At 34.5% G+C, this 16,833-nt stretch carries 9 protein-coding genes; 6 read left to right on the top strand and 3 right to left on the bottom strand.

The window, feature by feature from the left end; all coding sequences use genetic code 11:
- Nucleotides 1-73: 73 nt before the first annotated feature.
- The 3 genes from AC1EUV_RS11400 to AC1EUV_RS11410 form a co-directional block, all read right to left on the bottom strand.
- Nucleotides 74-1,678 (bottom strand): RagB/SusD family nutrient uptake outer membrane protein, encoded by a 1,605-nt coding sequence (locus AC1EUV_RS11400; RefSeq protein ID WP_480198837.1) that lies wholly within the window; start codon nt 1,676-1,678, stop codon nt 74-76.
- 18 nt (nt 1,679-1,696) lie between these two features.
- The gene (locus AC1EUV_RS11405; RefSeq protein WP_480198838.1) at nt 1,697-4,696 is read right to left on the bottom strand and encodes a SusC/RagA family TonB-linked outer membrane protein; all 3,000 of its coding nucleotides are present in this window, start codon (nt 4,694-4,696) and stop codon (nt 1,697-1,699) included.
- Nucleotides 4,697-4,932: 236 nt separating this feature from the next.
- Nucleotides 4,933-5,823, bottom strand: coding sequence for a carbohydrate kinase family protein (locus AC1EUV_RS11410; RefSeq protein WP_480198839.1), 891 nt, complete (start codon nt 5,821-5,823; stop codon nt 4,933-4,935).
- Between the two features lie 226 nt (nt 5,824-6,049).
- Here AC1EUV_RS11410 and AC1EUV_RS11415 point away from each other — a divergent pair, with 226 nt between their 5' ends.
- The 6 genes from AC1EUV_RS11415 to gltB all read left to right on the top strand — a co-directional run bounded on the left by AC1EUV_RS11415 (nt 6,050) and on the right by gltB (nt 16,831).
- Nucleotides 6,050-7,276, top strand: a complete 1,227-nt coding sequence (locus tag AC1EUV_RS11415; protein WP_480198840.1) for an MFS transporter — start codon at nt 6,050-6,052, stop codon at nt 7,274-7,276.
- Nucleotides 7,276-9,147: a trehalase family glycosidase gene (locus AC1EUV_RS11420; protein WP_480198841.1), complete on the top strand. Its 1,872-nt coding sequence runs from the start codon at nt 7,276-7,278 to the stop codon at nt 9,145-9,147. Before AC1EUV_RS11415 ends, AC1EUV_RS11420 begins: the two co-directional genes overlap by 1 nt.
- A gap of 335 nt (nt 9,148-9,482) precedes the next feature.
- A complete protein-coding gene (locus tag AC1EUV_RS11425; protein ID WP_480198842.1) occupies nt 9,483-10,526 on the top strand; it encodes a porin in 1,044 nt (347 codons plus the stop codon).
- A 19-nt stretch (nt 10,527-10,545) separates the two neighbouring features.
- The gene (locus AC1EUV_RS11430; protein WP_480198843.1) at nt 10,546-10,884 is read left to right on the top strand and encodes a P-II family nitrogen regulator; all 339 of its coding nucleotides are present in this window, start codon (nt 10,546-10,548) and stop codon (nt 10,882-10,884) included.
- A 21-nt stretch (nt 10,885-10,905) separates the two neighbouring features.
- Complete coding sequence (locus AC1EUV_RS11435) at nt 10,906-12,147, top strand: ammonium transporter (protein WP_480198844.1); 1,242 nt, start codon at nt 10,906-10,908, stop codon at nt 12,145-12,147.
- Between the two features lie 175 nt (nt 12,148-12,322).
- Nucleotides 12,323-16,831, top strand: a complete 4,509-nt coding sequence (gene gltB, locus AC1EUV_RS11440) for a glutamate synthase large subunit (RefSeq protein WP_480198845.1) — start codon at nt 12,323-12,325, stop codon at nt 16,829-16,831.
- Nucleotides 16,832-16,833 lie beyond the last annotated feature (2 nt).

The following is a 16,833-nucleotide window of genomic DNA, read 5'->3' on the forward strand; positions in this document are numbered from 1 at the left end:
ATATTTCTGCTAACAATAAAAGAAGGGCTATTCAAAAGAATAACCCTTCTAGTAATATAATACTTAATTCAAATTAATATCCTGTATTCTGAGTTAAACTACCACCTGAAGCATCAATTTGATTCTGAGGTATTGGGAAAACTGTTCTAAAAGAATCATTATTCGTTTTTTCCCACCAAGAATCACCCCATTTACCAAACCTAATTCGGTCTGTTCTACGGCTAGATTCTTGGAACATTTCTCTACCAAGTTCATCAAAGAAACTATCTTCAGTAACAGTAATTGGAGTTAATCCTGCTCTTGCTCGAATAACATCTACATCTGGTGCAGCTGCACCCCAACTTCCCGCTGCTCTTGCTCTTGCCTCAGCTCTCATTAAATAAACTTGACCAAGTCTAATTATCGGATAATCGTTGTTCATATCTGGTCTACCAAATAATTGAAAGCTAAACTTTTTAGCACGCGCACCACTTTCTCTTGATGAATTTGGTTCTAATTCATTAATTGCAGGTGTATAATTAACAACTAAATCAGGGTCATCGGCAGCAAAATCTAATAAAGCTCCTCCAGTAAAATCGGTTTGAGGTCCAGCCAGAAAGTTAGCTGTTTTTCTCTCATCCGCATTATCATAACTATTGTAAAATTCTTCTAGTACTTGATATCCATTCCAAGGCTGAGCATCTAAAGCGAATGTTAATTGAGAACTATAATGTAAATTCATTTGTGAAAAGTTCATGCCACCCGCACCAGTTTCATCATAATAAATTGACCAAATCATTTCTGGATTAAACTGATTATTTGGCGCAAATACAGCCGCATAACCACTAAGTTCTACTGGATCTGAAGCAACATCTGGTCTTTTAGCAAGATTAGTTATTGTATAACTAGCATCACTCAACATATATGGGCCATTATCAATAATATAACTAGCCGCCCAATCTGCCTCTTGATAATGAGCAGTACCTGTATATACTTCAGCATTTAAATACAATTTTGCTAATAACCCCAAAGCGGCAAATCTATTTACTACATAGGGTTGAGCTGCATTGCCTAAATCACTTCCAGATAAATCCATGCTGTTGGTTACGGCTGCAATACCCAAAGCATCGAGTAGTTCACTTTCTACAAAATTAAAGACATCAACTCTTGATGATTGTGGAGGGTCTGCAGCATTTTCAGTAACTAGTTTTACTCTACCGAATAAATCTAATAGACGCCAATAATGGAATGCTCTAATTACCTTTGCCTGTGCTATTTCACTTGCTGATAAACTACCTCCTAAAGCTAAATTCACCTCACCAATGCCTCCATAAGCATTGTTCCAAGTTCCATCTAATGGTCCACTTGCAGATTCAAAAGTATGTCTATGCATACGTAACCAAATACCTCCATCAAACCAGTCACCACCTTTTTGGCCAATAGCCATTTCATCTGATGATACAGTTTGTACTGAGTAATAACTGCCATGGCCAGCAGATCCGTCTCTTAATTTATTATAAGAAGGTACCAAAGCTCCTGATGGAAATACTCCACCATCAGTGGCACCATCTAATACTGTTACTCCTGAATCTGAAAATTCAGTTGTAAATTCATCTTCTAACACTTCATCTAAATCAGTACACGAATATGCCAAAGTAAGCATACTGAAAAAGAATGTTATTTTTACTAAACGATTCATGTTTATTGAGTTTTTTAATTAAAAGTTAATGTTTACACCAAACGTAAATGTTGTAGACGAAAAGTAATTATAACGTCTATCAATACCTGGAGCCAGCACATTCGGATTAACAAAATCTGGTCTACTACCATTATCTGAATCCCCAAAATCTTGTAATGCGGGTTCAGGATCTGCGCCTGTATAATCTGTAATTGTAAACAGATTTTGACCACTTAAGGATAGTCTTATATTTTTTATATAACTATTGTTAAGATCAAATTTATAACCAACAGAAAGGTTATCTAACTTAAAGAAATCTGCCTTTTCTACATAATAAGAGCTAAATTGAGCTGTTCGAATATCATCTCTTGCCAAACTTGTGTTAATAAAGTTATATGAAGATTGAGAACCAATTCTAGGCTCATAAAATGCACGGAATGCGTTTACCAAACTATGTCCAAACGCTCCTCTAAAGAATGCATTGATATCCCAATTACCAATGGTAACTTGATTTGTCCAACCAATTTCAAAATCAGGAAAACCTTTACCAAGTACTGCAAAATCAGCGTCTTCTGCTAAAGCATTACCTTGGTCGGTTACCAAATTACCATCTCCGTTAACGTCTACTAATATTGGTGATCCATTGGCATCAACCTCGCCAGAGAATACTGGCCCCCAAATTTGTCCAACTTCTTCACCTTCTCTTACTAAGATCATGCGTGTATCATTTTGTCCAGGAGCTCCTAAATTCGCAGTTGTTCTATCCCCACCAACATTTTTCTCTAACTTAGTAGAATAGGTAGAAAATATAATTCCACTATTATAATTTATCTTATCATTTTTAACAACATCGTAATTTAAACTTAACTCAATACCCTTTGTATTTAATTCGCCAGCATTTTGCCACTGAGTTGGGAATCCAAAAACAGCCGCATCTACGTTAACCTCCTGTATAAAATCAACAATATCTCTATTATAAATATCTAATGTTGCTGATAAACGATCTGTAGCAATTTCAAAACCTAAATTAAGTTCTCTTTTTTCTTCCCATCTTAAATCTGGGTTTGGAGCTCGACTTCCTAAACCAGTAGCGGCAGAGCCAAATCCATTTGCTCCATTACTTATATTAAATGTAGTTTGAGATAAACCGACCTGAGGTGGAATAGCGCCAGTAACACCATAACCCAATCTTACCTTTAATAAATTGAAATTATCCAACTCTAGATATTTGTTTAGATCAACACCAACAGCTGCGGCAGGGAAAAGTCCCCATTGTTCATCTGCACCAAATCTACTAGAACCCTCACGTCTAAGAGATGCGTTTAAATAAATAGCATCATTTATTGTAGCATTAGCACGTGCAAAAAATGCAATAATTCTGTCATCGTCATTTCTACCACTATTCGCAACAATACGACCAGCATCTAATAGATCTTGAGACACTTCTATTGCATCGCTAAAGTCGAAATTTACGCCAGGAGGAAAATCACCTATTTCAAAAAACTTTTCGTTAAAATCTGTTTCTTGCCAAGAATAACCTGCAGTGAACTTTAAGGTGAAATTGTCACTGAATGATTTATTCCAAGTTCCGAATAACTCAAATGTTGTACTTTCTTTTTCCTTATCTTCAAAATTGGCTAATCCCTTCCTAAAAGGACTCAATGCATTACCTCTAAAAAATGTGGTTGTAGGATAATATTCTCTATCAGCATTCTTTTCATTCTGTTGTCCAAGGCTCAAATTAGCCGATAACTCATCAGTGAAGTTATATCTCAAATCTATACTATAATTTAGAATACTACGTGATCCAAGGTTTTTACTTTGTTCTGCAATTGAAACCGGATTAAAACTATCGAATAATCCTAAAGTTTCGAAATACCCGCCAAATTGTTGTGAGTTAAAGTCAAATGGCGCATCAACTCCAAATACAGGTGCAGTTGGATTATATAAAACAGCATATCTTAAAGCTTCATTAAAACCAAAATCACTATCACGCTGTGTTAATGCTGCATTAAAATCAACCTTTAATTTATCATTTAATATTTTACCTGATAGCTTAGCTCTAACATTTACTTGTTCAAAACCCGAGTTTATTAATATACCTTCGGTGTCTCTATAGTTAAGAGATACACGATAATTAGCTCCTCCATCACCTCCTCCTACGGCAGCTATATTATGAACTTGCGTAAATGCAGTTCGCGTAACTTCGTCTCTCCAATCTGTACTACTACCTAGATCGGTTCCTCCTACGGCTAGAAACTCATCCCTATTCATAATGTCTATTTCATTTGCTATTGAAGCTGCAGAAAACTGACCATTATAGTTTACTGAGAAAGGTTGTCCCGATTTACCGGATTTAGTTGTAACTAAAATTACACCACTAGAACCTCTAGTACCATAAATAGCCGCAGCAGACCCATCTTTTAATACCGTAATATTTTCAACATCACTTGGGTCAACATTATCGAGCGATTGCCCTAAAACACCATCGATTACAACAAGTGGTTCTGTATTACCACCAACGGTAGAAAGACCCCTTAAACGAATTGTTCCGCTTGAATTTGGGTCACCACCTTTGTTATAAACACTAAGTCCAGCTACTTTACCTTGAAGTAATTGAGTAGGCTCAGAGATAACACCTTGATTAAAATCTTCGGTACCAATACTGGTAACTGCCGTTGTAATTTCTTTTTTGACTGCAGTACCATAACCAACAACAACTACTTCATCTAGTGCTTGAGCATCAACTGTAAGAACTACGTTAATTTCGGTTCTACCACTTACAATCTCTTCTTTAGATTGATAACCTATAAAACTAAAAACCAAGGTAGCGTCTGATGGAACATTACTTATAGTATAATTTCCATCAAAATCAGTTTCAGTACCTTGAGAGGTACCTTTAATAATAACGCTAACCCCTGGCAGAGGTCCGTCTTCACCTGTAACCGTACCGGTTACAGTTTGTTGTGCAATTAATGCACTAGAACATAAGACAAAGCATAAAAATGCTAGCAAATGCATACGTAATTTAACTTTCATAATTATTTAAATTAGTTAATTTTTGAATTTAAGATTATTTATGTTTGTAAAAAACTTAAAATCAGCTGTTTGCAATTAACGTGAAGTTAATTTTACTTTAACTGTTTTACTTAAATTCTTAAGTTTCAGGTAATGAAGCTACAAAAAATTAACTATTAATTAACTTTCTTATAATAGACGAAACCGTTTTCGTGTTAATAAGTTTGCTACGAAAACCTTTTCGAAAGCCAAGTTTTTTAATTACCAGAATGATTAATAATTTCCATAACTTCTTTTGGATTGATTTTAGGGTTAGCTCCTTCTTTGGAAGCAACCAAAGAACCCATTACACAAGCGTAATTTAATGCCTCTTCAGGCTGAACTTTACTTATGAGCTTTGTTATAAGGGCTCCAAGAAATGAGTCACCTGCTCCAACTGTGTCAATTACCTCAACAAAGTAACCTTTATTTCTGTAAAAAACATCATCTATAAGTAAAATAGCTCCATCTTTACCTAACGTAACGCAAAATTGTTGGGTTTTGGTTTTGGCTGCTAACCATTTAATCATTTCTTTAATATCGGATGAGGCTTTACCTAAATTGTTGCATAGTTCAACTAATTCTTCATCATTACACTTTATAAAGTCTGCTTTCAACATAAGTTCGAGCAACAAGTCTTGGGTATAATGAGGTGGTCTAAGGTTAACATCAAATATTTTATACTTGGCATATTCTAGTAATCCTAATAACGTTTTATTTGATACCAAATCTCTACAGACCAAACTTCCAAAAATAAAAGCATCAGATTGTTGAACTACTTTAATTGCTTCTTGAGTAATTTCGATTTTATCCCAGGCAGTAGGATACTTTATTTCATAAGATGCCGAACCTTTATTATTAAGAATGACATTTACAACACCAGTTTCGTATTGCTTATCTATTTGTATATTATTTATATCTAATCCGTTCTTGCAAAGATATTTTATAAGATTCTTTCCATTAACATCATCTCCAATCCTGCTTATTATTGAAGACTTTATACCAAAGGAATTTACTCTTAATGCTGCATTTAACGGCGCGCCACCAATTTTTTTATGATTAGGAAAAACATCCCATAACACTTCACCAAAACAAACTACATTAATCATTTTTTATAAGCTCAATTTTAAAAATATATTCTAAACAAGTAAAGAAAAATTAAATTTAGCGCTATTTAAACTATAATCCCAAGATATTTCTCAACACGAAATCGGTGTATATTCTTGGTTAAGATGCACATAATTGCAAATTCATCTTGTAAACCCTATTTTTACTCAATAAGAGAGTAAAGGTTTTTAATAAGCCTTATGAATCTACTAACCAAATACCATACAGATGAAAAACCTTGGCATTAAAGCTTCAATTTATATCAATTATTTTGTATTCGCTATTTTGTTGAACAGTGTTGGTATCGTAATTGCCAAATCAATCAATGTTTATGGTGTAAGTGAATCGCAAGCATCAGTTCTTGAGGCTTATAAAGATCTACCTATTGCAATCGTCTCTTTTATCATCGCTTCCTTTCTGCCTAGGTTTGGATACAAAAAGGCTATGCTTACTGGGCTTGCAATTGTATTTGTTGGGTGTCTATATATGGTTTTTGGTAATTCTTTCTTTCATACAAAGGTTTTATTTTTGTCAATCGGTGTTAGTTTTGCTTTAATTAAGTTATCGGTATATTCTTTAATAGGGATTATTACAGATTCAAAAAAAGAGCACTCGTCATTAATGAGTTCTGTAGAAGGTTTTTTTATGGTCGGTATTGCAATTGCCTATTTTTTATTTCCTGCATTTTACTCAGACGATCCTAATTCTTGGCTTAATGTCTATTATGTATTATTAGTTTTAATCACTGCTTCTTTTATTTTTCTATTATTTTCAAAAGCTGATTATGAAGTAGAAGTCACCGGTTCTAATTTTAAGGAGGATATTATGTTTTCTTTAAAACTTATCATTATTCCATTGGTGTTGGTTTTTTTAGTTTCCGCCTTCCTTTTTGTAATGATTGAACAAGGTATTATGACGTGGCTTCCAAGATTTAATGAAAAGATTTTTATGTTTTCAGACACATTAAGTGTTCAAATGGCATTCATTTTTGCGCTTTCATTGGCACTCGGTCGATTTTTAGCAGGTTATCTGACAAAGAAAATTTCTTGGGTTTATTTAGTAATTATTTGCGTCATTATTTCTGGTGCTATTTTGCTTAGTGTCCTTCCACAATTAAAAGCAGACGTCAATTCGTTAGACGAAATCTCATCTTTGAGTGACGTACCGTCACTAGGATTCATCTTGCCGTTAATAGGATTATTTATCGCGCCCATTTACCCTTTATTAAACTCGACGGTTTTAAGTTCATTACCTAAAAATTTGCACTCACCTATGTCGGGGCTTATCATTATTTTTTCTGCTCTAGGAGGAACTATTGGTTCTAGAATTGTTGGAGAATTATTTGAAAGTATTGGTGGAGCAAATGCTTTTTATTTTTTACTAATTCCGATGGTATTGCTCATTATTTTTGTTTTACTAATTGATAAATTATCAAAAAAAGAAATTCAGATTTAATGAACATTTTTAATATAAATGTTGAGCAGACACTTCAACTTCTTTTAGAACAAGAGGATACAGATGGTGATAAGAAAATTACATCGGAAGATATAGGACCAAAATCATTTTTATTAAACGATATATCTACTGATAAACAACTTAAAATAGAAGGAACTTACCATTTATCAAATTTATTACAAGAGCTTGTTCTTGCAAAAGAAGATGAAAGAACGACAATAGATTTAAACCTCATTTTAGAGGCGCCTGTTATGCGTTTTAAACGAATGATTGAGAACTATTATTGGGATGGTCTTACAAGAACGATTGATGAAAAGGGTTTAGAGAAAGTATTGGCTGATGAAAAGTCGAGCGACTCAATTCAAAGAATTTATGTGCCATTTAAAGATGCCAAGGCCTTAGAATACTATAATGGTTTAAGGGATAAGTTTTCAATTCTTGAAGTCATTCAACTTCCGAACTATTGTTCACCGGAACACGTCTCAAGTATTAACGATAAACCTGGAATTCTATCACTTAAATTAGAAGAAAATAATGGAAAGTTAAATGGTGTTCCTTTTGTAGTTCCAGGAGGACGTTTTAACGAAATGTACGGATGGGATAGTTATTTCGAATCAATAGGATTGTTACTCGGGCCTAAAAAGCATTTAGCAAAAGCGATGACTGATAATTTTCAATATGAAATTGAGCATTATGGTAAGATATTGAATGCAAATCGTACTTATTATTTAACACGCACGCAGCCACCATTTTATAGCTCTTTGATCAGAGAAATTTATGAAGCTGAAGTTCAAGGTGCTGATCTCAATTGGCTGTCATCACATCTTAAAACGGCCATTAAAGAATATGAAACTGTTTGGATGGTAGAAGGGAAACGTTTAACCAAAAATGGCTTAAATCGCTATTTGGCTGAAGGTATTGGTTTGCCGCCAGAAGTTGAAGAAGGTCATTATGATTCTATTTTGAAAGCCCATGCTGAAGAAGCAGGTATATCAATCAATGAATATGAGCATTCCTACTATAATCGTACAGTTAAAAATGTGGCATTAGATGAATACTTTGTTCACGATCGAAGTGTACGAGAAAATGGGCATGATACCTCATATCGACTTGAAGGACGATGTGCCTATTTAAATTGTGTAGAACTGAATACTTTTCTATTTAAATATGAAACAGATTTTGAATTTCTCATAAGAACTTATTTTAAAGATTCATTTACTTGTAACGGGAAAGAATATACCCCCAGTTATTGGTTTAAAAAAGCTGATAAAAGAAAGCAGTTAATGAATCAATATTTATGGAACGATAATGACCGTTGTTTCTATGATTATGACATTGATGAAGAAAGTCAAATTCCATTTATTGCCGCTACCTCGCTAGTGCCGCTCTGGGCCGGAATTCCAACGCAAGAACAGGCCGAAAAATTAGTTGAGAGCATACTTCCAAAGCTTCTTTGCTTAGGCGGTATTGCCGGTTGTACCGAAGAGGCGAGAGGTCCAATTTCAAAAGATAGACCTGCCCGCCAATGGGATTATCCGAATGGATGGGCTCCACATCAAATGATGATTTGGAAAGGACTATTAGCGTATGGTTTTATTAACGAAGCTAATGAATTAATATATAGATGGTTATGGATGATCACTAAGAATGCAATTGATTATAACGGTACAATTCCTGAAAAGTACAACGTTGTAGAAGCTACTCATAAAGTGTTTGCAGAATATGGTAATGTAGGAACCGATTTCGAATATATTACACGTGAAGGTTTTGGATGGATGAACGCGTCATATATTTATGGTATAGAATTGATATCGCCTGAGTTAGTTGAAAGTTTAAATAACTTAGCACATCCTAATAAGGTTTTTAGTTAACTAAATGTTCTATTAAATATGGCTCAAGGGATTCATTTGTCTTCTATTTCTAAATTATAATCTTTCATTTTTAACTGATATTCACCCTTCTCTTTTAATTTTTTTTCGAAAAACTGCATTTTTATGATATTCTCAAAAATAAACTTATTGAATGTCAACCCCTAATATTTGATAGGTATAATTGCATTAAATTATTATATTATAAATTTTAACCCTATAAATTTAATAGTATTATTTAAAAAATATGTTATAATTTGATCGATACCTCTAGTAAAATTTGTTAATAACGAATTTTTGTTGAAATATTTGCAATGAATTTTAAAAAACATTGCATTATGATCAAAATCAAACCCTTATTAATTACAGCCGCATTGGTATGTAGCTTTAATGTTCTTGCACAAGAAGAAGAAAAAAAAGAAGAGAAAAAGAAATTTTCACTAACCGGAAGTGTCGACGCTTATTATAGAACCAATTTTAACGCACCTAACGATGAAGATGCCGTTGCTCCGGGTTCATCATTTGCTAATTTACCTGGTTTCTCACTTGGTATGGCAAATGTAATCGCTCAATATGAAGGTGATAAAGTTGGTTTTGTAGCCGATTTGGTCTTTGGACCTCGAGGTGAAGATGCCGTATTTGCGTCACCATTTTTAAGACCAGGAGGAAGCTCAAACATTGTAAATCAATTGTATGCATATTGGAATGTGAGCGAATCTGTAAAACTAACCTTTGGTAATTTCAATACCTTTTTAGGTTACGAAGTAATTTCGCCAACAGGTAATTTTAACTATAGTACCAGTTACTTGTTTTCTTATGGCCCTTTTAGCCACACAGGTTTAAAAGCAGATTTTACATTGTCTAATGATTTTAGTTTGATGTTGGCTGTTATGAATCCAACTGATGCTACTGAATTTAATCCAAATGGAAATTATGCTTTTGGAGCACAGTTAGGTTACAAAGGTCAGTATCTTAACTTTTTAGCTGATGGAGGTGCTTTCGAAATTGATTTCACAGGAGGTTTCGATATCTCGGATACTTTTTACTTAGGTGTTAATGGAGCTTATTTTGATGGCGACGATGACGATCCTGGTTTTGCAGGTGTAGCATTGTACCCTCAATTAACCACTTCAGATAATTTTAAAATAGGCTTAAGAGGAGAATATTTTGTTGAAGATGGCGCTTTTGGAGCTATAGGTACTGGTCTCGAAGATTCTAGTGTCTTCACAGCGACTCTAACAGCGAATTATAAAATTGGAGGTCTAACAATTATTCCTGAACTACGCTTAGACTCCAGCTCCGATGATTTTTTTCTAGACAGTGATTTAGAAGCTCAAAAAAGTCTTAGCTCATTTGTTTTGGCAGCAGTGTATGCATTTTAATTAACTCAATTATAATAAAATGAAAAAAGTAGAAGCAATTATTAGAAAATCCAAATTCAGTGCAGTGAAAGAAGCATTGCATAATGTTGGTGTGAACTTCTTCTCATATTGGGATGTTACCGGGCTTGGTAATGAAAAAGAAGGACATGTATATAGAGGTGTTTCCTATAGCACTAGTGACATTCAAAGAAGGTATTTATCAATCGTAGTAAATGATGATTTCGAAGATGTAACAATAAAAGCCATTCTTTCTGCTGCGGCTACCGGCGAAGTGGGCGATGGCAAGGTCTTCGTATCAGATATTAATGAATGCTACAGGGTAAGAACAGGAGAAAAAGGAAGTGAAACTCTAAAATAAATCAATTAATCAAAAAGAATTATGGAATTATTAACAATAAATAATGTATGGATGATGCTGTGTATAGCACTCGTTTTTTTCATGCATCTTGGTTTTGCCTTTTTAGAGATTGGATTAACCAGACAAAAGAATACTATTAATATTTTATTTAAAAATGTATTTATTATAACAGTTGGTTTATTAACCTATTGCTTAGTAGGTTTTAACCTCATGTATCCTGGTTTTGCTGAAGGATCTTCTGGTTTCTTTGGATTTGCCGGATTTGGTTTAGATGCCCCATTAACTTCAGAGGGAGGTTTAGACTTGGCATACAATGAAGGATATACTTATTGGACAGATTTCCTTTTTCAAGGAATGTTCGCTGCTACTGCTGCCACTATAGTTTCTGGTGCAGTGGCAGAAAGAATGAAAATTGCGCCATTTATGATTTTTACTGTATTATATGTAGGTATTATTTACCCACTGGCTGGTTCATGGAAATGGGGAGGTGGTTTTTTACAAATGCGCGAAACACCATTTTATGATTTTGCAGGCTCAACTTTAGTGCACTCAGTTGGTGGCTGGGCAGCAGTGGTAGCCGTATGCTTGTTAGGGTCTCGTATTGGTAAATTTAAAGACGGTAAACCTCAGGCAATTCCAGGTCATAATATTTCGCTAGCAATGGCTGGTGTAATTATTTTGTGGTTAGGTTGGTTTGGCTTTAACGGAGGTTCTGTTTTATCTGCAGATCCTACCTTAACTTCATTAACATTAGTAACTACATGTTTAGCTGCAGCTGCAGGAGGTGTTTTTGCGTTTATAGTATCTACATTATTGTATAAAAATTTAGATATAACAATGTTCTTAAATGGTATTTTAGGTGGCCTAGTTGGTATTACTGCTGGTGCTGATCAAATGAGTCCTTCTGATGCAATTGTCATTGGAGCTGTTGCTGGTGCAATTGTAGTTTTTGCAGTAAGTTTTATCGATAAATTAAGATTAGATGACCCTGTTGGTGCTATAGCCGTACATCTAATATGTGGTATTTGGGGAACACTTGCTGTAGGTCTTTTAGGAAATTTAGCAAGTGGTGCTCAATTTGTTAGTCAATTGATTGGTGTAGCTTCATACGCTGTTATATGTATAGTTAGCTCATTCATAATTATATACACTTTAAAGAAAACTGTGGGAATACGTGTTAGTGAAAAAGAAGAACTAGAAGGTTTAGATAAACATGAGCACGCTATGAATGCATATCCAGACTTTAGAATGAATGAGCATTAAAAAATATGAATGCTAAAAATTACTTTTAGAATTTGATAATTTCATCCCCTTAATTTTGTCAAATTAAGAAAAATGCAATGATATTTTAAATTCATTGCATTTTTTATATCATTATTTTATTTTAAGATGTGAATAATATAGCTTTGTTTGGAATTTGATATAAATAATTCAAAAAATGAAAGACCAAGGATTGTATTTAAATGAATTTGAGCGAGATAATTGTGGAGCTGGATTTATCTGTAATTTAAAAGGAAAAAAATCTAACAAAATCATTCATGATGCATTAGAGATTTTAGTAAAACTGGAACATAGAGGCGCGGTTAGTGCAGATGGTAAGACAGGAGATGGAGCGGGTATCCTTATTGATATACCTCATGAATATTTCAAGAGGGTTTGCAGTTTCGATTTGCCAAAATCAAGGGAGTATGCCGTTGGTATGGTATTCTTGCCAAAGAAAGAGAATCAAAGAACTTATTGTATTAAAGTTCTAGAGGAAGAATTAGAACGACAAGGTTTAAATACTCTTGGTTGGCGTTTTGTGCCAGTTGATAGATCTGTTTTAGGAGAAGTGGCTGCGCGAACCGAACCATATGTACAGCAAGTCTTTGTTGGTAAAGGTAGCAGTATAACTGACATGCAATTTAAAGCCAAGCTTTTTGCGGCGAGAAAAATTGCTGAAAATAAAATTGCAAAATCTAAAATAGCCGAAGCGAGTTATTTTTATCTACCTAGTCTTTCAACAACAACTTTAATTTATAAGGGGCTCTTAGTGCCCGAAGATATAAGTCGATATTATACAGACTTACAGCAACCCGATGTAGTTACTCGGTTGGCACTAGTGCATCAACGTTTTTCTACAAATACTTTCCCTTCATGGGATCTGGCACAACCTTTTAGATATATGTGTCATAATGGTGAAATAAATACTTTAAGAGGCAATGTTAGTAGAATGAGAGCTCGTGAAGAATTGATGGAAAGCGAACTTTTTGGTGATGACCTCAAGGAAATCTTTCCAATTATTCAAGATGGAAAGTCAGATTCTGCCTCAATGGATATGGCTTTAGAGCTATTGTTAATGACGGGAAGATCACTGCCAGAGGTAATGATGATGATGGTTCCAGAAGCTTGGGAAAAACATCAAACCATGAGTGCTGATAAAAAAGCTTTTTACGAGTATAATTCATGTATAATGGAACCTTGGGATGGTCCGGCATCAGTGCCTTTTACAGATGGTGATTATATAGGCGCGTTGTTAGATAGAAACGGATTACGTCCATCGAGATATACAGTTACCAAAAGTGGTAATGTGGTGATGTCTTCAGAAATTGGAGTATTGGATATCAAACCTGAAAATGTAGTAAAGCATGGAAGATTGGAGCCAGGTAAAATGTTCTTGGTTGATATGAACGCTGGAAGAATTATAGAAGATGAAGAAGTTAAAAACTTAGTTGTTTCTAAGAATTCTTATAAAAAATGGATAAATGAGTACACATTGCCGTTGGCAAAGGTGCCTTATACTAATAATAAATGTGCTGTAGAACTAACAGATTATACTACGCGCTTAAGAGTTTTTGGTTACACCCACGAAGATATTTCTACTATCGTTACCCCAATGGCCGTAAAAGCTAAAGAAGCTATTGGCTCTATGGGTACAGATACACCTCTGGCTGTTTTATCTGATCAACCGCAATTATTGTATAATTATTTTAAGCAACTTTTTGCACAAGTTACCAACCCTCCACTAGATGGTATTCGCGAAGAGATAATTACGGACATTAGTTTAGCAATTGGAGGTGATAGAAATATCTTTGATATAGTACCAGAACAAGCTAAGAAATTACGTATACAAAATCCGGTAATTTCTAACGAAGATCTAGATAAAATTAAGAATATTGATCATCCAGATTTTAAAGCAGCTTCTATTTCAATTTTATACAAGGTTGAAAAAGGGGTTAACGGACTAGAAGCAAGATTAGATACAATATTAAAAGAAGCAGAAAAAGCGGTAGATAGTGGAGCTAATATTATCATTTTATCTGACAGAGGTGTAAACGAATATTTTGCTCCAATTCCTGTTTTGTTAGCATGTTCGTATTTACATCATACACTAAATCGATTAAAAAAGCGATCTAAATTCGGTATTGTTCTAGAAACAGCTGAAGCTAGAGAGCCACATCATTTTGCAACACTTTTTGGATACGGAGCCAGTGCAATAAATCCCTATATGGTAAATGAGATTATAGAAGATCTAGTTGATAAAAAAGTCATTAAAGATGTAACTACTGAAGAGGCTATAGAAAATTTCAATAAAGCTATTGGCAAAGGTCTGTTGAAGATTATGAATAAGATCGGTATTTCAACGCTACATTCTTATAGAGCTTCACAAATCTTTGAAATAGTAGGTTTAAAACAATCATTTACTAAAAAATATTTTCCATATACACCTTCTAGAATTCAGGGTATTGGAATCTATGTTTTAGAAAAAGACATTATAAAAAGACATCGAAATGCTTTTGCTAAAAAAGCAATTCCTCAAGTATTAGATCTAAACATTGGGGGCGATTATAGATGGCGTAGGAACGGAGAAAAGCATATGTTTAATCCAACCACAGTTTCAAAATTACAGCAGGCGGTTAGAAGTAAAAGTAAACAGAGTTATGCAACATATGCAAAAGAAATTAATGAGCAAAGCAAAAATTTAATGACTTTAAGAGGATTGTTCGAGTTTAACAACTTAGATCCAATTCCAATTGAAGACGTTGAACCATGGACTGAAATCGTTAAGCGATTTAAAACTGGTGCTATGTCTTATGGGTCAATTAGCCAAGAAGCTCATGAGAATCTGGCTATTGCCATGAATAGAATTGGAGGTAAAAGTAATTCTGGTGAAGGAGGTGAAGATAAAAGGCGTTTTAAGAAGTTACCAAATGGTGATTCTAAAAATAGTGCTATAAAACAAGTTGCTTCTGGAAGGTTTGGTGTAACGAGTAATTATCTCGCCAATGCCAAAGAAATACAAATTAAAATGGCTCAAGGAGCTAAACCTGGTGAAGGTGGTCAGCTCCCTGGAGAGAAAGTACTCCCATGGATAGCTGAAGTTAGAAATTCTACTCCTTACGTAGGTTTAATATCGCCACCACCGCATCATGATATTTATTCTATTGAAGATTTAGCACAACTCATTTTCGATCTTAAGAATGCTAATAGAGAGGCTAGAATAAATGTGAAACTAGTATCAAAAGTTGGAGTTGGAACTATAGCCGCAGGTGTTGCAAAAGCAAAAGCAGATGTTATTTTAATTTCAGGTTTTGATGGTGGCACAGGAGCATCTCCACTAACTTCTTTAAAACATGCTGGATTACCTTGGGAGCTTGGAATTGCCGAAGCGCAGCAAACATTAACACTTAATAATTTAAGAGGTAGAGTAGTGTTAGAATGTGATGGGCAACTAAAAACGGGGCGAGATGTAGCTGTAGCGGCTTTGTTAGGGGCCGAAGAATTTGGTTTTGCTACAGCACCATTGGTAGCGTCTGGTTGTATTATGATGCGTGCATGCCATCTTAACACTTGTCCAGTAGGTATTGCCACACAAGATCCTGAGCTTCGTAAAAACTTTAAGGGTACACCAGAACACGTAATTAATTTTATGTACTTCGTTGCCGAGGAGCTGAGAGAAATAATGGCTCAACTTGGTTTTAAAACTTTAAAAGAGATGATAGGGCAGACGCATAAAATAAATGCCAATCCCGCTATTGATCACTATAAGGCGAAGGGAATAGATATATCTTCTATTCTTTATCAACCTAAATTTGTGAAAGATACGCCTCTATATAATGTTGAAAGTCAAGATCATCATTTAGAACATGTTTTAGATATGAGGATTCTTAAAGATGCTCAAAGGGCAATTCAAGATAAGTCCAAAACGAGTCTTAAGTATGTTATTCAAAATACAGATAGAGCAGTTGGAGCTATTTCTAGTAACGAAATATCTAAACTTCATGGTGGTAATGGATTACCAGATGACACTTTAGAGTTGAATTTTAATGGTTCAGCAGGTCAAAGTTTTGGAGCATTTGCAACAAGAGGATTAACATTAACAGTAGATGGTGAAACAAATGATTATTTGGGTAAAGGTTTGTCGGGTGCTAAAATTATTGTTAGAAAGCCAAAAGAAGCCGATTTTAAAGCCGAAGAAAACATTATTACTGGTAATGTAAGTTTTTATGGAGCTGTTGCAGGCGAAGCCTACATAAATGGTATTGCTGGTGAACGTTTTGCTGTTAGAAATTCTGGAGTTACCGCTGTAGTAGAGGGTGTTGGAGATCATGGATGTGAGTATATGACTGGAGGTAAAGTGGTAATTTTAGGTAAGACCGGAAGAAACTTTGCTGCAGGTATGAGTGGCGGAATTGCTTATGTATATGATAGAGAAAACCAATTTAAAAATGGCCTGTGTAATTTAGAAATGGTGGAACTAGAACAATTGACTGAAGAAGATAATATGGAGCTTAATAAATTGGTGAAAAACCATAAAGACTATACGAATAGTGATTTAGCCAAAAGATTATTAAATGATTGGGATACTGAAATTGATAATTTTATTAAAGTTTTCCCTGTAGATTATAAAAAAGCTCTGGCTCGTTTAGCCAAAGAAAAAACTCAAGTAGAACAGTTAATAGCATAGTT

The organism is Maritimimonas sp. 2304DJ26-3, from assembly GCF_056591635.1.

Bases quoted from the DNA above. Each gene is read 5' to 3' on its own strand.
- AC1EUV_RS11410 (WP_480198839.1), bottom strand. From the start codon at position 5,823: ATGATTAATGTAGTTTGTTTTGGTGAAGTGTTATGGGATGTTTTTCCT.
- AC1EUV_RS11435 (WP_480198844.1), top strand. From the start codon at position 10,906: ATGGAATTATTAACAATAAATAATGTATGGATGATGCTGTGTATAGCA.
- AC1EUV_RS11415 (WP_480198840.1), top strand. From the start codon at position 6,050: ATGAAAAACCTTGGCATTAAAGCTTCAATTTATATCAATTATTTTGTA.
- AC1EUV_RS11430 (WP_480198843.1), top strand. From the start codon at position 10,546: ATGAAAAAAGTAGAAGCAATTATTAGAAAATCCAAATTCAGTGCAGTG.
- gltB (WP_480198845.1), top strand. From the start codon at position 12,323: ATGAAAGACCAAGGATTGTATTTAAATGAATTTGAGCGAGATAATTGT.
- AC1EUV_RS11400 (WP_480198837.1), bottom strand. From the start codon at position 1,678: ATGAATCGTTTAGTAAAAATAACATTCTTTTTCAGTATGCTTACTTTG.
- AC1EUV_RS11425 (WP_480198842.1), top strand. From the start codon at position 9,483: ATGATCAAAATCAAACCCTTATTAATTACAGCCGCATTGGTATGTAGC.
- AC1EUV_RS11405 (WP_480198838.1), bottom strand. From the start codon at position 4,696: ATGAAAGTTAAATTACGTATGCATTTGCTAGCATTTTTATGCTTTGTC.
- AC1EUV_RS11420 (WP_480198841.1), top strand. From the start codon at position 7,276: ATGAACATTTTTAATATAAATGTTGAGCAGACACTTCAACTTCTTTTA.